Annotated in this window: 15 protein-coding genes, 1 tRNA gene and 1 pseudogene; 8 read left to right on the top strand and 9 right to left on the bottom strand. The window is 71.4% G+C overall.

Annotated elements, in window-relative coordinates:
• Positions 1-107 precede the first annotated feature (107 nt).
• Together CG736_RS31770 and CG736_RS31765 are read left to right on the top strand one after the other, a co-directional pair.
• Positions 108-635, top strand: a complete 528-nt coding sequence (locus CG736_RS31770) for a peptidylprolyl isomerase (RefSeq protein WP_100589600.1) — start codon at positions 108-110, stop codon at positions 633-635.
• Positions 636-766: 131 nt separating this feature from the next.
• Positions 767-1669, top strand: coding sequence for a rhomboid family intramembrane serine protease (locus CG736_RS31765; RefSeq protein ID WP_100589599.1), 903 nt, complete (start codon positions 767-769; stop codon positions 1667-1669).
• 261 nt (positions 1670-1930) lie between these two features.
• Here the strand turns inward: CG736_RS31765 and crgA are convergent, their stop codons facing one another.
• Positions 1931-2185 (bottom strand): cell division protein CrgA, encoded by a 255-nt coding sequence (gene crgA / locus CG736_RS31760; RefSeq protein WP_100589598.1) that lies wholly within the window; start codon positions 2183-2185, stop codon positions 1931-1933.
• Positions 2186-2328: 143 nt separating this feature from the next.
• Between crgA and CG736_RS31755 the strand changes: the two genes are divergently transcribed.
• The 5 genes and pseudogenes from CG736_RS31755 to CG736_RS31740 all read left to right on the top strand — a co-directional run bounded on the left by CG736_RS31755 (position 2329) and on the right by CG736_RS31740 (position 5779).
• Positions 2329-3099: a DUF881 domain-containing protein gene (locus CG736_RS31755; RefSeq protein WP_369880784.1), complete on the top strand. Its 771-nt coding sequence runs from the start codon at positions 2329-2331 to the stop codon at positions 3097-3099.
• Positions 3100-3189: 90 nt separating this feature from the next.
• Positions 3190-3360, top strand: a complete 171-nt coding sequence (locus CG736_RS37250) for a hypothetical protein (protein ID WP_043915373.1) — start codon at positions 3190-3192, stop codon at positions 3358-3360.
• 54 nt (positions 3361-3414) lie between these two features.
• On the top strand, positions 3415-4077 hold the full coding sequence (locus tag CG736_RS31750) for an aminodeoxychorismate/anthranilate synthase component II (RefSeq protein WP_100589597.1): 663 nt from the start codon (positions 3415-3417) through the stop codon (positions 4075-4077).
• Between the two features lie 283 nt (positions 4078-4360).
• Positions 4361-5032, top strand: a pseudogene (locus CG736_RS31745) (class E sortase); the annotation flags it as partial.
• A 57-nt stretch (positions 5033-5089) separates the two neighbouring features.
• Positions 5090-5779 (top strand): class E sortase, encoded by a 690-nt coding sequence (locus CG736_RS31740; protein ID WP_369880783.1) that lies wholly within the window; start codon positions 5090-5092, stop codon positions 5777-5779.
• Between the two features lie 78 nt (positions 5780-5857).
• Here the strand turns inward: CG736_RS31740 and pknB are convergent, their stop codons facing one another.
• The 6 genes from pknB to CG736_RS31710 form a co-directional block, all read right to left on the bottom strand.
• Entirely contained in the window at positions 5858-7888 is a 2031-nt protein-coding gene (gene pknB / locus CG736_RS31735) for a Stk1 family PASTA domain-containing Ser/Thr kinase (RefSeq protein ID WP_100589594.1), read from the bottom strand.
• Positions 7889-8181: 293 nt separating this feature from the next.
• Positions 8182-9639, bottom strand: a complete 1458-nt coding sequence (locus tag CG736_RS31730) for a penicillin-binding protein 2 (protein ID WP_100589593.1) — start codon at positions 9637-9639, stop codon at positions 8182-8184.
• Positions 9636-11129, bottom strand: a complete 1494-nt coding sequence (locus CG736_RS31725; protein ID WP_100589592.1) for an FtsW/RodA/SpoVE family cell cycle protein — start codon at positions 11127-11129, stop codon at positions 9636-9638. The genes CG736_RS31730 and CG736_RS31725 overlap by 4 nt, the downstream gene beginning before the upstream one ends.
• A gap of 31 nt (positions 11130-11160) precedes the next feature.
• Complete coding sequence (locus CG736_RS31720; protein WP_100589591.1) at positions 11161-12687, bottom strand: PP2C family serine/threonine-protein phosphatase; 1527 nt, start codon at positions 12685-12687, stop codon at positions 11161-11163.
• A 45-nt stretch (positions 12688-12732) separates the two neighbouring features.
• Positions 12733-13266 carry an FHA domain-containing protein gene (locus CG736_RS31715; protein ID WP_100589590.1) on the bottom strand — a complete coding sequence of 178 codons (534 nt, stop codon included), beginning with the start codon at positions 13264-13266 and terminating at the stop codon, positions 12733-12735.
• Between the two features lie 12 nt (positions 13267-13278).
• Entirely contained in the window at positions 13279-14145 is an 867-nt protein-coding gene (locus CG736_RS31710; RefSeq protein WP_043915381.1) for a DUF3662 and FHA domain-containing protein, read from the bottom strand.
• A gap of 351 nt (positions 14146-14496) precedes the next feature.
• On the opposite strand from CG736_RS31710, the gene CG736_RS31705 reads away from it, so the two are divergent.
• Positions 14497-14580: transfer RNA gene (locus tag CG736_RS31705), tRNA-Leu, on the top strand.
• A gap of 102 nt (positions 14581-14682) precedes the next feature.
• Here CG736_RS31705 and CG736_RS31700 read toward each other — a convergent pair.
• On the bottom strand, positions 14683-15831 hold the full coding sequence (locus CG736_RS31700) for a sensor histidine kinase (protein ID WP_100589589.1): 1149 nt from the start codon (positions 15829-15831) through the stop codon (positions 14683-14685).
• Entirely contained in the window at positions 15828-16496 is a 669-nt protein-coding gene (locus CG736_RS31695) for a response regulator transcription factor (RefSeq protein WP_100589588.1), read from the bottom strand. The genes CG736_RS31700 and CG736_RS31695 overlap by 4 nt, the downstream gene beginning before the upstream one ends.
• Between the last annotated feature and the right edge of the window lie 35 nt (positions 16497-16531).

The raw sequence follows: 16531 nt of genomic DNA, 5'->3' as shown, positions 1-16531 counted from the left end.
GAGATCATGCATGCTGCTTATCCGCCGGGCACCTCCGGCTGAGCCGTCTGCGGCGATCATGGGATGATTCCTCGGATAGTCAGCCAGAAAGACAGGAAGGTACTCCCGTGGCCGAGGAACTCACCGCCACCCTGAAGACCAACCGCGGTGACATCGTGGTGAAGCTCTTCCCGAACCACGCGCCGAAGACCGTGGCCAACTTCGTCGAGCTGGCCGAGGGCACCCGCGAGTGGAAGAACCCGGAGACCGGCGAGGTGGCCGCCAAGCCGCTGTACGACGGCACCGTCTTCCACCGGGTGATCGACGGCTTCATGATCCAGGGCGGCGACCCGCTGGGCAACGGCACCGGCGGCCCGGGCTACAAGTTCGCCGACGAGTTCCACCCGGACCTGTCGTTCGACCGCCCGTACCTGCTGGCCATGGCCAACGCCGGCCCGGGCACCAACGGCTCGCAGTTCTTCATCACGGTGGCCCCGACCAGCTGGCTGAACCGCAAGCACAGCATCTTCGGCGAGGTCGTGGACGCGGCCAGCCAGAAGGTCGTGGACGCGATCGGCACCACCGACACCAACCCGCGCAACGACCGCCCGGTCCAGGACGTGGTGATCGAGCAGGTCGTCGTCTCCCGCGGCTGATTCGAGCCCCTTGCCGCCCTTCGGGGCGGCCCCGCGCGCCCCGGCGCGCAGTAGCCTGGACGGTCCCGGTGGTGCCCCGTTTCGCACGGAGGCGGCGCCGGGACCGTTTCGTTGATGGAGGGACAGCGCCGATGCTTCCGGACGAGCCCGTGCGGCCGACGCCCGTGGAGGGCCAGGGATCGGGACTGCCCCGGTGCCACCGGCACCCCGACCGGGAGACCGGGGTGTCCTGCGCCAGGTGCGGGCGGCCGGTCTGCCCGGAGTGCATGGTGCCCGCCTCGGTCGGCTTCCAGTGCCCGGACTGCGTGCACGGGGCGGCCGAGCGGCAGGCCCGGCCGCGGACGGCGTTCGGCGGGGTGCTGGCGCTCGGCGACGGTGTGCTGGTCACCAAGGTGCTGATCGGCCTGAACCTGCTGGTGTTCCTGCTCACCGAGTACGTGGCGCCGGAGTGGCAGGTCAAGCTGGGCCTGGTCAGCTGGGCGCCGATGCCCGGGCTGCGGTTCGGGATGGCCGCCGGGCCGGAGGAGTGGTACCGGCTGGTGACCGCGATGTTCGTGCACGGCGGGCTGCTGCACATCGCGACCAACATGTTCTCGCTGTGGATCCTCGGCCCGCAGCTGGAGCGGGTGCTCGGTCGGCTGCGCTTCCTGGGCCTGTACCTGGTGGCGGGCATCGCGGGCAACGCGCTGTCGTTCCTGCTGACGCCGGGGTCCGAGAAGCTGTTCACGGTCGGCGCGTCCGGTGCGATCTTCGGACTGCTAGGAGCCACCGCGGTGCTGTTCCGGGCGAACCGGGTGCCGATGCAGCCGGTGATCGCGCTGCTGGTGGTGAACCTGGTGATCACCTTCTCGCTGAGCAGCATGATCGACTGGCGGGCGCACATCGGCGGCCTGGTGGCGGGCACCGTCATCGGCGCGGGCATGATGTACGCCCCACGGGCGCACCGGAACCTGGTGCAGGGGTTGACGACGGCCGCGGTGCTGGCCGCCGCCCTGGCGCTGGTGCTGGTGGGGACGGCCCGGCTGCCCGGCTGACTGCCGCCCCCTGCGCACTGTCCACAGGCAGTGCGCAGCGGGGGATTGGATTTCCCCGGTCTACGCGCGTTATCCTGCTGCGTTGCGAGTTATCCACAGGATCGGCAAAGTTTTCCCCAGTGTGGACAACCCTGTGGATAAACGTTCGGACGCTCCGTGATCGGCCGGCATCCTGGCACGCCGAACACCGCCCCGGCTCGGAGGCCGAAGCGGTGCGGAGTGCGGATCAGAGCGCGGACCGCCCGGCGGGCGGCGCCGGACTCACTTCCACTGCGTGGAGACGCCGAAGCCCGCCGCGATGAAGCCGAAACCGGCCAGGATGTTCCAGTTGCCCCAGCTCCGGACCGGCCAGGTGCCGCTGGTCACGTAGTAGCTGACGATCCAGGCCAGGCCGATCAGGAACAGCACCAGCATCAGCGGCGCCACCCAGCTCCGGCCGGAACTGATCTTCACGGCGGTCACGGAGGACGGCGGCGGCGTGTAATCGGCCTTCTTGCGGAGTCGAGACTTCGGCACGAGGGGCTCTCCTGTCGATGCGCTGTGACCGCGCAGGTGGTCAGTGGGGGCGAGGTGGCACATGAGAACGGTCGGAGCTCCGCACATGCCACCGGCGTCCGTTAGCGTAGTGGCTCGCCGGGTCTGAGGGAGATAAGGGTACGGTGACTGATTCCACGATTTCTTCGCAGACCCCGGCCGCACGCCCGCGCCGGGGCCGAATTGTCGGACGTGCCCTGACCTGCACCGTCTTCGCACTCGCCGGGCTGCTGTTCTACGTGAGCGGGCGGACCGCGCACGGCACCGATCTGCGCACCGACAACTCGTTGCTCAAGCTCAGCGACGTCATACAGCAGCGCTCCACCCAGAACCAGCAGCTCCAGGAGCAGGTCGCCGCCGACCAGAACCGGGCCGACGGGCTGGCCCGGGAGCAGGGGCAGAGCCCGGACGACGCCGCCCGGCTGGCCGCGCTGCAGCAGGCCGCCGGGCTGGACGCGCTGCACGGGCCCGGGCTGACCGTCACGCTGGACGACGCCCCGCCGAACGCCACCGCCCGGATCCCCGGCGTCCCCGAGCCCGGGGTGAACGACCTGGTGATCCACCAGCAGGACATCCAGGCCGTGGTGAACGCGCTGTGGCGGGGCGGCGCGGAGGGCATCCAGGTGATGGACCAGCGGCTGGTCTCCACCAGCGCGGTGCGCTGCGTCGGCAACACCCTGCTGCTGCAGGGCCGGGTCTACTCCCCGCCGTACGTGATCCGCGCGGTCGGCCGGACCGAGGCGCTGCGGTCGGCGGTGGACGCCGATCCGACGATCCGCAACTACCTGGGCTACGTGGCCGCCTACGGGCTGGGCTGGAAGGTCCAGGAGGGCAACGAGCTGAGCCTGCCAGGGTACGCCGGATCGATCGACCTGCGGGCCGCCTCCGCCCAGTAGGCCGCCGCTTCGGGTCCGTTGCGCGGATACCCGCCTGGGGCGGGCGGGTGGGCGTTTACGCTTGTGCCGACCCGAGCATCGAGGAGCACCATGTACGGCTGGATCTGGCGGCATCTTCCGGGCCCTTCGCCGGTGCGTGCGCTGATCGCGCTGCTGCTCGTCCTCGGAGTGGTCTACGTCCTGTTCCAGTACGTGTTCCCGTGGGCCGAGCCGCTGCTCCCCTTCGGGAACGTGACGGTGGATCAGGGCGCCGGCGGCTGAACCGGCTCCCGGTTCCGTCCGCCCTTCGACGCACGCACACCCCAGGAGTTAGCGATGACCTCCGCCGGCCACCCGCCCCGGATCCTCGTGGTCGACAACTACGACAGCTTCGTCTTCAACCTCGTGCAGTACCTGTACCAGCTGGGTGCGGTCTGCGAGGTGGTCCGCAACGACCAGTTGACGGTGACTCACGCCCGGCCGAGGGAAGGCGCGGAGGGCTACGACGGGGTGCTGCTCTCCCCGGGGCCGGGAACGCCCGAGGAGGCGGGGGTGTGCGTGGAGATGGTGCACCACTGCGCGCGGATCGGGCTGCCGCTGTTCGGAGTGTGCCTGGGCCTGCAGTCGATCGCGGTGGCGTACGGCGCGGTGGTCGGCCGGGCGCCGGAGCTGCTGCACGGCAAGACCTCCCCGGTGGTGCACGAGGACGGCGGGGTGTTCGAGGGCCTGCCCTCGCCGCTGACCGCCACCCGCTACCACTCGCTGGCGGTCGAGCCGGACACCGTGCCCGCCGAGCTGGTGGTCACCTCGCGCACCGACAGCGGCGTGATCATGGGCCTGCGGCACCGTGAGCTGCTGGTCGAGGGCGTGCAGTTCCACCCCGAGTCGGTGCTCACCGAGGGCGGGCACCGGATGTTGGCCAACTGGCTGGCCGAGTGCGGCTTCCCGGACGCGGTGGGCCGCTCGGCCGGCCTCGCCCCGGTGATCGGCCGGGGCTGACCGGATGACCGCCGTGCGCCCGGAGCGGGGCGTTCCCGAGGAGATGGACGAGCCGGACGGCTGGGGCGTCTACGAGCCGGCCCCGGAGCGGACCCTGCAGCTGCGGCTGCCCGACACCGAGCCGGACCCGGCCGCGATATCCGGGCCGGACGACCGGGCCGGACAGCGGCGCGCCCAGGGGCCGGGAGGCCTGCGGGCGGGCTCCGGCCGGCGGCGGGCGTCCGGGAAGGCCGCGGGGCCGCGTCCGCCGCGGCCCAAGGAGCGCAAACGGGTAGTGCTGGCCCGGGTGGTGGGGGAGCTGTTCATCACCCTCGGCGTGGTGATGCTGCTGTTCGTCTCCTACCAGCTGTGGTGGACCAACGTGGTGGCCGACAACGCCGCCGACGCCGCGGGCAAGAAGCTGGAGCAGCAGTGGGGGCAGCTGCCGGCCGCGCCGCCGACCGGCGGTGAGGCGCCGCCGCCGGTGACCAAGTTCGAGCCCGGTCAGGGCTTCGCGATCATCCACATCCCGAAGCTGGACCTGAACTACCCGATCGCTGAGGGCACCAACAAGCAGCAGGTGCTCGACAAGGGCCTGGTCGGCCACTATGCGGGCACCGCGATGCCCTCCGACCAGGCGGGCAACTTCGCGGTCGCCGCGCACCGCACCACGCACGGCCAGCCGTTCCGGGAGATCGGCAAGCTGGCCCCGGGCGACAAGATCGTGGTGGAGACGGCGACCTCCTACTACACGTACGAGGTCGCGGGCGGCATCCCGGAGACGCCGCCGAGCAATGTGACGGTGATTCAGCCGGTGCCCAAGGGCTCGCCGTTCACCGGGCCGGGCCGCTATCTGACCATGACGACATGCACGCCGGAGTTCAGTGCCCGGGGAAGGCTCATCGTCTTTGGCAAGATGGTCGACGAACGGCCGAGGAGCCAGGGCCAGCCGGAGGCGCTGACCGGGCAACACTGAGCAGCGAGGCACGGCACCATGGGCACAGCCATTCGGGACGGGCGACGGCGCGGACGGGTGGCTGCGGCCCTGGGCCTGATGGGGGAGCTGTTGATCACCCTAGGCCTGGTGCTGGCCCTGTTCGTCGGGTACTCGCTGTGGTGGACGGACGTGGTGGCCGCCCGGGCCGCCGGCCTGCAGGGGGACAAGCTGCGGCAGACCTGGAGCGCCCCGGCGGTGCCCTCGCCCGGCGTCGAGGCGCCCGTCCCGGAGTACCAGGCCGGTGACGGGGTGGGCTTCCTGCACGTGCCGGCGTTCGAGAAGGACGACCGCACGACGCTGATCCGGATGGGCACGAACACGGACGTGCTCAACGAGGGCGTGGCCGGGGTGTACGAGGAGCCGTACCGGTCGGCGATGCCGTGGGACGCCGAGGGCAACTTCGCGATGGCGGCGCACCGGGACGGCCACGGCGCGAAGTTCCACGACCTGGACCGGCTCTCCGAGGGCGATCCGGTGGTGGTGGAGACCCGGGACTCCTGGTACGTGTACCGGGTCGCCGGGACGCTGCAGCAGACCTCCAAGTACAACGTGGGCGTGGTCGCGCCAGTCCCCGAGGGCTCGCCGTTCACCGGCCCCGGCCGGTACCTGACGCTGACCACCTGCACGCCGGTGTACACCTCGCGCTACCGGATGGCGGTGTGGGCGACGCTGGTCCGGGTGGACCCGGTGGACGACCACCGCACGCCGCCGCCCGAGCTGCGCTGACGCCCCGGCCCCGTCGACGACGAGAGGGGCCGCACCGTCCGGGCGGACGGTGCGGCCCCTCTCACGGTGCGGTGCCGGTCAGGGCGTGTTCGGCGTCTTGTCCGCCGGCTTGACCCACAGCGTCACGGTGTCGTCCGGGCTGATCTGCGACCCGGCGGTCGGGGTGACGGTCTGCACGATGCCCTGCGGGTCCTGCGAGCCCATCAGCTGGTACTTGGTGATCCCGGCCGCGGACAGCTGCTTGATCGCCTCGGTCAGCTTGACGTTCTGCAGCGGGGGCACGGTCACCTTGTCGGCCAGCTTGCCGACCGTGATGGTGACCTTGCTGCCCTTCGCGACCTGGGTGCCCTTCGGCGGGTTCTGCTCGATGACCTGGCCGACCTTGGTCTGGTCGGTGATGGTCTTGGTGACCACGTTCGGCACCAGGCTGAGGTCGGTGAGCGCCTGGGAGGCGTTGTCCTGGGACTGGCCGACCAGGGGCGGCACCGCGACCTTCGCCTGGCCGGAGGAGACCACCAGGGTGATGGCGGTGTTGGCCGCCGCCTTGCCGCTCACCGACTGGGAGATGACCTTGTCCGGGTCGACCTTGTCGTCGTTGCTGTAGTTGACGGTGACCTGGAAGCCCTTGGCGGTCAGCGCGGTGTTGGCGGCGTCCTTGGTCTGGCCGACCACGTCGGGGACGTCGATCTGCGCCGGGCCGGAGGACAGGTGCACCGTGATCTTCCCGGTGGTGGAGATCTCGGTGCCCGCGGCCTGCTCCTGGGTGCAGACCTGGTCCTTCTGGATCTTGGTGTCGGGGCAGGCGATCGGGTCGCCGGCGGCCACGGTGAGCGTCGGGTTCTGCGCCTTCGCCGCGGCCTCCGCCTCGGGGAGCGTCTTGCCGATCAGGGTCGGCACGTTGGTCTTCTTGGTCCCGCCGCCGGTCTTCACCATCGACTGCACCACGAAGAACGCGCCGACCAGGACCAGCACCGCCGCGACGGCGAGGATGATCCAGGAGGTGTTGCTCTTCTTCGGCTGCTCCTCGCGCCGCCGGCTGCTGCGGCCCTCGTAGCCGTCGTCGTAGCCGCCGTTGCCGTAGCCGTCGTCCTGGTAGCCGCCGTAGGGCGCGGGCTGCTGGTGGCCGACCGGTGGCAGCATGGTGGTGGGGCCGCCCTGCTGGGGCAGCATGTTGGTCTGGCCGTACGGGTCGTACTGCCCGCCGCTCTGGTCGTACCCGTAGCCGTTCGTGCCGGTGCCGTAGGCGGCCTGCTGGGCGGCGGCGACCGGGAGGCCGTCGAGGAAGCGCTCGATGTCGTCGCGCATCTCGTCGGCGGACTGGTAGCGGTAGTCGCGCTCCTTGGCGAGCGCCTTCAGCACGATCGCGTCGATCTCCGGGCGCACCTCGGGGTCGTACGCGGACGGCGGCGCGGGCTCCTCGCGGACGTGCTGGTAGGCCACCGCGACGGGGGAGTCGCCGACGAACGGGGGGCGCACCGTGAGCAGTTCGTACAGCAGGCAGCCGGTCGAGTAGAGGTCGGAGCGGGCGTCGACGGTCTCGCCCTTGGCCTGCTCGGGGGAGAGGTACTGGGCGGTGCCGATGACCGCGGAGGTCTGGGTCATCGTCATGCCGGCGTCACCCATCGCGCGGGCGATGCCGAAGTCCATCACCTTGACGTTGCCCTGCCGGGTCAGCATGACGTTGGCGGGCTTGATGTCGCGGTGCACGATGCCGGCGCGGTGCGAGTACTCCAGCGCCTGCAGGATGCCGATGGTCATCTCCAGCGCGCGCTCGGGCAGCAGCCGCCGCCCGGTGTGCAGCAGTTCGCGCAGGGTGGAGCCCTCGACGTACTCCATCACGATGTACGGGATGGAGATCCCGTCGATGTAGTCCTCACCGGTGTCGTAGACGGCGACGATGGCGGGGTGGTTGAGCGAGGCCGCGGACTGTGCCTCGCGGCGGAACCGGGCCTGGAACGAGGGATCGCGGGCCATGTCGGTACGGAGGGTCTTCACTGCGACCTGGCGGCCGAGCCGGGTGTCGTGGGCGAGGTACACCTCGGCCATGCCACCGCGCCCGAGGACGCCGCCGAGCTCGTACCTGCCGCCTAGGCGACGAGGCTCTTCCATATCTCCGACCCTCTCCCCCACCGGTCGGTGAGGATATGACGTAGTGTCCCCGCACGCTCTGTTCTGACGCGGCCGCCGCCGCGGTGGTTTCACGGTGCCGGCGTCCGCGGTTGGTGACCGCGGACTGGCTGCGGGTACACCCGCTGCTGGCGGATACGCTACCGGGCGAACCTGACCTGCCTGGTGCAGGCAGCCAGCTGAGACCAGACCGGTACCGACCAGGACCGTCCCATTGTGACAATTCCGGCCACCGATCGAGGATCGATGGCCGGAATGTGACGGATACGACCGACCTACTTGCCGAGCGCCGCCTGCATCATCGCCTTGGCGATCGGCGCGGCCAGCGAACCGCCGGAGATCTCGTTCCGCTCGCTGTCGCCGTCCTCGACCACCACCGCGACGGCGACCTGCTTGCCGTCCTGGCCCTTGGCGTAGGAGACGAACCAGGCGAACGGCAGGCCCGCGTTGTCCTGGCCGTGCTGGGCGGTGCCGGTCTTGCCGCCGACCGTCGCACCCGGGATCTTCGCCTTGGTGCCGGTGCCGTTCTGCACCACCGACTCCATCAGCTGCTGGAGCTTCTGCGCGGTGGCCGGCGAGACGGCCTGGCTCAGCTGGTGCTCGGTGTGGGTGGAGATCACGTTCCCGGCCGAGCCCTCCTGGGCGACCAGGTAGGGCTCCATCAGCGAGCCGTTGTTGGCGATGGCCGCCGCGACCATGGCCATCTGCAGCGGGGTGGCCCGGGTGTCGTGCTGGCCGATGGCGTCCATCGCGGTGCCGTCGGGCTTGGAGTCCTTCGGGAAGTAGCTGGGGGTGGGCGCGATCGGGATGCGCAGCTGGTCGCTGTTGAAGCCGAACTTCTCGGCCTGCGCCCGCAGCTTGTCGCCGCCCAGCTCGGCGCCCATCTTGCCGAACACCGTGTTGCAGGAGTAGTCCATCGCGACCTGGACGGTGGCGTTCTCGCACGGCTCGGTGGCGCTGGCGTTGCGCAGCGCGGTGCTGGTGCCCGGCAGGACGTACGGGTTCGGGGTGTCGGTGGTGTCGGTCGGCTTCTGGTACTTGCCGTTCTCGAACGCGGCCGCCGCGGTGACCAGCTTGAAGGTCGAGCCGGGCGGGTAGGTCTCGCGCAGCGCCCGGTTCAGCAGCGGCTTGTTCGGGTCGTCGTTGAGCGCCTTCCAGGCGTTCTCGTCGTCCTTGGTGCCGCCGGAGAAGGTGCCCGGGTCGTACGACGGGGTGGAGACCAGCCCGAGGATCGCCCCGGTGCGCGGGTCGATCGCGACCGCGGCGCCCTTCTTGTCGCCGAGCCCCTCGAAGCCGGCCTTCTGCACCTTGGGGTCGATGGTGGTGACCACGTCGCCGCCCTGCTTGGGCTTGCCGGTCAGCATGTCCAGGGTGTTGCGGAAGAACAGCCGGGAGTCGGCGCCGGAGAGGATGCCGTCCTCCAGCTTCTCCAGCTGGCTGGCGTCGTACGTCTGCGAGGAGTACCCGGTGACCGGCGCGTACATCGGCCCGTCCACCCAGGAGCGCTTGTACTTGTAGCGCAGGCCGTTGACGAAGTCGGACCTGGTGACGGCCTGGCCGCCCGCGATGATGTTGCCGCGCGGGTAGGCGTACCGGTCGTACTTGGTGCGGTCGTTGTGCGGGTTGTTGGCCCAGGCCGACGCCTGCACGCCCTGCACCCAGTTCACCCGGAGCATCAGGGCGAGGATCAGGACCAGGCAGAAGATCGACACCCGGCGGATCGGCTTGTTCACGAGGTCGCTCCCCTGCTCTCGTCCGGTGCGCCCGGCCCGGCGGCGGGGAGCCGCCCCGGTCCGGCCGGCTCCGGGATGGCGGCGGCCGGTTCGACGGCCGGCCGGCGGGCGGTGTCGCTGATCTTCATCAGGATGGCGATCAGGGCCCAGTTCGCCACCACGGACGAGCCGCCCTGGGCGAGGAACGGCATGGTCATGCCGGTCAGCGGGATCAGGCCGGTGACGCCGCCCGCGACCACGAACACCTGCAGCGCGAACGCCGAGCTCAGGCCGACCGCCAGCAGCTTGCCGAACGGGTCGCGGGCCGCCAGCGAGGTGCGCAGGCCGCGCTGCACCACCAGGCCGTAGATCATGAACAGCGCCATCAGGCCGGTCAGGCCCAGCTCCTCGCCGAACGAGCCGAGGATGAAGTCGCTCTTCGCCGCGAACTGGATCAGCCAGCTGCGGCCCTGCCCGAGCCCGGTGCCGACGGTGCCGCCCGAGCCGAGCGACATCAGGGTCTGCCCGATCTGCTCCGATGACTGCGAGGGCGGCTTCGGCCCGAACGCCGCCATCGGGTCGAGCCAGGCGTTGATGCGGGTCTTCACGTGCGGTTCGGCGGAGGCCACCACGGCCGCGCCGCCGAGCGACATGGTCAGACCGAAGACGATCCAGCTGGTCCGCTCGGTGGCGACGTAGAGCATCACCACGAACAGGCCGAAGAACAGGAAGGAGGTGCCCAGGTCGGTCTCGAACACCAGGATCAGGATCGACAGCAGCCAGACCACCACGATCGGGCCCAGGTCGCGCCCGCGCGGCAGGTACAGGCCCATGAACTTGCGGCTGGCCAGCGCCAGGGCGTCCTTCTTGACCATCAGGAAGCCGGCGAAGAACACCGTCAGGATGATCTTGGCGAACTCGCCGGGCTGGATCGAGAACGAGCCGAAGCGGATCCAGATCTTCGCGCCGTAGTCCTCCGGCCGGGACGGGAAGAAGGCCGGCGCGGCCAGCAGCACCAGCGCCACCACCATGGAGATGTAGGTGTAGCGCTGCAGGATCCGGTGGTCCTTCAGCAGGATCACCACGCCGATGAACATCGCCACGCCGAGCCCGGACCACATCAGCTGGTTGCCGGCCGCCGGGAAGTTGAGGCGCAGCAGCTTGCCGGCCTTGTCGAGCCGCCAGATCATCACCACGCCGAGCCCGTTCAGCAGCGTCGCCAGCGGCAGCAGCAGCGGGTCGGCGTACGGCGCGAACCGCCGCACCGCCAGGTGCGCGGCCAGTGCCAGCACGGCCATGCCGAGCCCGAACTTCAGCATGCCGACGGGCAGGCTGCCGTCCATCGCCAGGCCGACGTTGGCGTACGCCAGCATCGGGATCGCGAGGGCGAAGGCCAGCATCAGGAGTTCGGTGTTGCGCCGGTTCGGGGCGTCGCCCGTCGCGGACCGGCCGACGGCGCGGCGCCGCCCGGTGGTGGGCGTGCTGCCGCGGCTCACGTCGAATGTGCTCATGCCTGTGAAAACCCCCGGGGTCGCCCGCGGCCTACTGCCCGGAGCAGGACACGGCGAGCTGCTGCTCCTGCTCGGTCAACGGCGGGGCGGTCGGCGTGGCGTCCCCGGTGGCCGGGGCGGCCTTGGAATCGGCGACCTTCTTGCAGACCTCGGCCTGCGTGCGCAGCGTCTCGACCTGCTTCCGGGCGTCCTCCAGGCTGCTGGCCTGGATGTTCTTGGCGACCTGGTCGCGCTGGAAGGCGGGCAGGTACTTCAGCTCCACGTCCCCGTACTGCTGGTAGACCGAGCTGAGCTTCAGGCCCGCCAGGTTCTGGTCGAGGCCGCGGTAGACCGCGAGGTGGCCGTTCTCGGCGCCGACGTAGTACTGGTTCTGGTTCCACTGCCAGGCGAAGAAGCCGCCGCCGCCGAGCACCGCCAGCACCAGCACCCCGATCAGGGTGAGCTTCAGGCCGCGCTTCTTCTTGCGGCGGCTCGGCGGGGCGTCGCCCTCGTACGGGTCGTCGGGGCCGCCGTACTCGCCGCCGTCGCCGGGCGGGAAGCCGGCCGGGTCGACGTAGTTGCCGTGCTGGTCGTAGCCGCCCTGGTAGCCCTCGGCGGGGCCGAAGTCGCCGGCCGGGGGACCGTAGCCGGGCTGCTGGTCGTAGCCGCCCTGGTAGCCCTCGGCAGGGCCGAAGGCGCCCTGCGGGGCCGGCGGGGTGCGGCCGAGGCCGGCCGCGCGGCCGGCGGGGGTGTCCAGCAGGTGCGGGTCGTGCTGCTGCGGGTGCGGCTGGGTGTCGGCGACCGCGCCGACCACCTCGGGGGCCTGCGCGGCCTGGCCGCTGAGCAGGTCGGTGGCGCCGACCTCGATCACGTCGGCCACGATGCAGGTGATGTTGTCCGGGCCGCCGCCGCGCAGCGCCAGCTGGATCAGTTCCTGGACGGTCTGCTGCGGCGCGTAGTAGCTGCCGAGCGTCTCCTCCAGGGTCTGGTGGCTGACCGGGCCGGACAGGCCGTCGGAGCAGATCAGGTAGCGGTCGCCGGCCCGGACCTCGCGGATCGACAGGTCGGGCTCGACCTGGCCGCGGCCGTCCAGGGCGCGCATCAGCAGTGAGCGCTGCGGGTGGGTCTCGGCCTCCTCGGCGGTGATCCGGCCCTCGTCGACCAGCCGCTGCACCCAGGTGTGGTCCTGGGTGATCTGGTCGAGCCGGCCGTCCCGCAGCAGGTAGGCGCGGGAGTCGCCGATGTGCACCTGGCCCATCCGCTGGCCGTCCCACAGCAGCGCGGTGAGGGTACAGCCCATGCCTTCCAGCTGCGGGTCCTGCTCGACCATCTGCCGGAGCCGGTCGTTGGCGGTCTGCACCGCGTCGCTCAGCAGGGTCAGCAGGTCGGCGCCGGGCTGTTCCTCGTCCAGGCGGACGATCGACCCCAGCACCTCGGAGGAGGCGACCTCACCGGCCGCCGCCCCGCCCATGCCGTCGGCCACCGCGAGCAGCCGGGGTCCGGCATAGCCGGAGTCCTCGTTCCCCTCGCGGATCAGGCCCTTGTGCGAGCCGGCGGCGAAGCGCAGCACGAGACTCATGCTGTCCGGGCCCTCCTTCGGGTGGAGCTGGTCCTCATGCGCTGACTACTTCCGCAGTTCGATGACGGTCCTGCCGATTCGGATCGGCACGCCGATCTGGAGCGGCGTCGGCGTGGTCAGCCGCTGTCGGTCCAGATAGGTGCCGTTGGTGGAGCCTAGATCCTCCACGGTCCACTGCCCAGCCTGATCGGGGTAGATCCTGGCGTGACGGGAGGACGCGTAGTCGTCGTCCAGGACGATCGTGGAGTCGTGCGCCCGGCCCAGCGTGACGGTCTGGCCGTGCAGCGCGACGGTGGTGCCGGCCAGCGAGCCCTGGGTGACCACCAGGTGCGTGGGCTGGCCCCGGCGCTGCCGGGCCTGTTGCTGTTGCTGCTGTTGCTGGGCGGCGGCGGGCTGCCCCTGCGGCTGGCGGCCCGGCCCGGCCGCGGCGGGGGTGGTGGGCGCGGCCCGGTGCCCGGAGCGCGCGGCGCCCTTGGTGGTGAAGAGGTCGCTGCGGATCACCTGCACGGCGACGATGACGAACAGCCAGAGCACGGCGAGGAAGCCCAGCCGCATGACCGTCAGGGTCAGATCAGACATACCGGCCCGCTTCTACCCTTCGACCTGTCGGTAGACGATGGTGGTCGACCCCAGGACGATCCGGGAGCCGTCGCGGAGCGTAGCGCGCTGGGTGTGCTGTCCGTCCACCACGATGCCGTTGGTGGAACCGAGGTCCATCACCATCGCGGGCGTGCCGGGGCGGATCTCCGCGTGCTTTCGGGACACCCCGGGGTCGTCGATCCGGATGTCGGCCTCGGTGGAGCGGCCCAGGACGACCGCGTTCTGGGTGATCTGGTGCCGGGCGCCGTTCACCTCGACCCAGCGCCGGGTGCCGGCGCCGCCGTGGCCCGCGCCGGGGAACGGCCGGACGTTGTTGCCGGGGGCCGGCGGGGCGGGCGGCATCGCGGGCGGGGCGGAGGGCGGCGGCGGAGCGCCGTACGGAGCGCCGGCGCCCTGCTGCCAGGGCGCGCCGGGGGCGGGCGGGGTCGGCGGACGGCCGTAGCCGGGCTGGGCGGCCGGCGGCGCGGGCGGCCGCTGCGGCTCCTCGGCGGTCAGCGTCCGGCTGCGCACCCGGTACAGGCCGGTGTCCAGGTCGTCGGCCTTCTCCAGGGCGACCTGCAGCGGGCCCATGAAGGTGTACCGCTGCGCCTCGGCGTACTCGCGGACCATGCCGGCGAGCTCGTTGCCGAGCTGCCCGGCGTAGGGGCTGAGCCGCTCGTGGTCGTGCGGGCTGAGTTCGACGATGAAGTCGTTCGGGACGACCGTGCGGTCCCGGTTCCAGATGCTGGCGTTGTTGTCGCACTCGCGCTGCAGGGCACCGGCGATCTCCACCGGTTGGACCTCGGACTTGAACACCTTGGCGAAGGTGCCGTTCACGAGACCTTCGAGTCGCTGCTCGAACTTCTTCAGGACTCCCACGGGGCACCCCCTCTCAGGGCGTCGGTCGGACCGGCCCGTAGGCCGGAAAGCGGTACTTCCGTACTGATCGTATCCACGCCCGGCCCTTCCGTACGGTTCCCCGGCCAGGTCGCGCCCGGAGGGTACCCACTGGGCGGTCCGCTCACCCGTTCGCACCCGCCTCCGGTTGCGGTCCGGTCCGGGCCGTGCCGGGGGCCTGCGGGAATGGATTCGCAGGTGGGGCTCGGGGCGTGCTAATGTTTTCCATGTCGGAAGGGGCGCCCGCAAGGGAGCCGAACGGAAGACCCGGAGAGATGCGCTAAGCTTCTCGAAGAGTCGAAAGAGCGACAAGCTCCGGAAGACAACACCCATGCGCGGGTGGCGGAATAGGCAGACGCGCTGGATTCAGGTTCCAGTGCCCGAAAGGGCGTGGGGGTTCAACTCCCCCCTCGCGCACAGCGAAACCCCGCAGATCTCAGGATCTGCGGGGTTTTTTGTTGTCCTGCAACTGTTCTCCGGCCCGCGGTTCCGCAGAAGGCTCCGCGGACGCCGGCGGTCTCAGGCGGGCAGGACGGCGTGCAGCGAGAAGCCGCCGTCGGGGGTGGGGCCCGCGGTGAAGCTGCCGCCGAGCAGGGCGGCGCGTTCGCGCAGGCCGACCAGGCCGTGGCCGCCGCCGGGCAGCGGGGCGGCGGCGGTGCGGTCGGCCGGCGGGCCGTTGCGGACCTCGACGTGGAGCTTTCCGCCGCGGGCCGCGACCCGGACGGTGACCCGGGCGCCGGGGGCGTGCTTGCGGATGTTGGTGAGGCCTTCCTGGACGGTCCGGTAGGCGGCCCGTTCGACCGCCTCGGGCCAGTCGCGGCGGCCGGTGTCGAGCCGGTGGGTGACCGGCAGGCCGCTGTCGCCGATCAGCCGGGGCAGGTCGGCGAGGGTGGGCTGCGGGGCCAGCGGGGTGCGGTTGCCGAGGCCGGCGGCGCGCAGCACGCCGACCATCTGGCGCAGCTCGTCCAGGGTGCGGACGGAGAGTTCGCGGATGGTGCGGGCGCCGTCCCGGGAGGCCGGGTCGGTGCTGGCGACCTGGATCGCCCCGGCCTGGATGGAGATCAGGCTGACCTGGTGGGAGACCACGTCGTGCATTTCGCGGGCCAGTCGGGCGCGTTCGGCGGTCAGCACCCGCTCGGCGATCAGCCGGCTCTCGCGCTGGCGGCCCTCGGTGAGTTCGGTGACGCGTTCGCCGAGCTCGCGGCGGGTGCGGGTGAGCATGCCGAGCGCGGCCGGTCCGGCGCCGAGCATCGCCGACTGGATGGCGTACAGCGCGTTGTCCCGGCTGAGGGCGAACAGGTCGGGGGCGAACGGCCAGTGGAGGAACTCGATCAGGGCGAAGGAGACGGCGCAGGCGACCGGGATCCGCGGTTTCGGGTAGGCGGCGGAGACCGCGTAGACGGCGGTGAGCGGGGCCAGCCAGATCTCGTTGAAGAACGCCCCGGGCAGGGTGAGCAGGGCGACCGTCAGCGGGAAGCGGCGGCGGCCGAGCAGGGCGACGACGGACAGCGCGGACAGGGCGATCTGCCAGGGCTCGGAGCCCTTGGCGACCAGCGCGGAGTCCAGTGCGGCGGCCACCACCGGGACCAGCAGGGTGGTGCGGGGGGAGCGCAGCCAGGCCCAGCGCTGCGGGGCGGAGGCTTCGGCGGCGGGTTCGGCGGAGATCACTCCCCGTCCCGGCGTTCCCGGACCAGCCCGGCGCGGTGCGCGACGACGGCGGCCTGGACCCGGTTGGCGGCGCCGAGTTTCGCCAGGATGGCGCTGATGTGGTCCTTGACGGTGCCGGTGCCGAGGAACAGCCGGTCGGCTATCTCGGCGTTGGAGAGGCCTTCGCCGAGCAGGGCCAGCACGTCGAGTTCGCGGCCGGTGAGCCGGTGGGTGAGGGCGGTGGCGGTCAGGTCGGGGCCGCCGCCGTCGACGTAGCCGCTGATCACCGTGCGGGCGACGGTCGGGGAGAGCACGCTGCCGCCGGCCGCGAGCACCCGGACGGCGTGCACCAGCTGCTCGGGGGCGGTGTCCTTGAGCAGGAACCCGGCGGCGCCGGCCCGCAGCGCGGTGCCGATGTACTCGTCGGTGTCGAAGGTGGTGAGCATGGCGACGACCGGCGGGTCGGGCAGGGCGCGCAGGCGGCGCAGCACGCTGATGCCGTCCAGGTCGGGCATCCGGACGTCGAGCAGCACCACGTCCGGGGCCAGCGCCCGGGCCTGCTGCTCGGCCTGGCCGCCGGAGCAGCCGCCGACCACTTCGAGGTCGGGTGCGGAGCCGACGATCAGGCCGAGCCCGGAGCGGACCAGCACCTCGTCGTCCACGATCAGGACCCGGGTCGGCGGCATGTCTCTCCCTGGTGGGGGTTCGGGCTGTCACCCCC

The organism is Kitasatospora sp. CB02891, from assembly GCF_002803145.1.
GTDB classification, from domain to species: Bacteria; Actinomycetota; Actinomycetes; order Streptomycetales; family Streptomycetaceae; genus Kitasatospora; species Kitasatospora griseola.
The sequence above is the reverse complement of the archived record's forward strand: the minus strand, read 5'-3'. Positions and strand labels throughout refer to the sequence as shown.

Excerpts from the sequence above, each read along its gene's own strand:
- CG736_RS31715 (WP_100589590.1), bottom strand. The coding sequence starts at position 13,266 with ATGTCTGATCTGACCCTGACGGTCATGCGGCTGGGCTTCCTCGCCGTG.
- CG736_RS31720 (WP_100589591.1), bottom strand. The coding sequence starts at position 12,687 with ATGAGTCTCGTGCTGCGCTTCGCCGCCGGCTCGCACAAGGGCCTGATC.
- CG736_RS31765 (WP_100589599.1), top strand. The coding sequence starts at position 767 with ATGCTTCCGGACGAGCCCGTGCGGCCGACGCCCGTGGAGGGCCAGGGA.
- CG736_RS37250 (WP_043915373.1), top strand. The coding sequence starts at position 3,190 with ATGTACGGCTGGATCTGGCGGCATCTTCCGGGCCCTTCGCCGGTGCGT.
- CG736_RS31750 (WP_100589597.1), top strand. The coding sequence starts at position 3,415 with ATGACCTCCGCCGGCCACCCGCCCCGGATCCTCGTGGTCGACAACTAC.
- CG736_RS31725 (WP_100589592.1), bottom strand. The coding sequence starts at position 11,129 with ATGAGCACATTCGACGTGAGCCGCGGCAGCACGCCCACCACCGGGCGG.
- pknB (WP_100589594.1), bottom strand. The coding sequence starts at position 7,888 with ATGGAAGAGCCTCGTCGCCTAGGCGGCAGGTACGAGCTCGGCGGCGTC.
- CG736_RS31695 (WP_100589588.1), bottom strand. The coding sequence starts at position 16,496 with ATGCCGCCGACCCGGGTCCTGATCGTGGACGACGAGGTGCTGGTCCGC.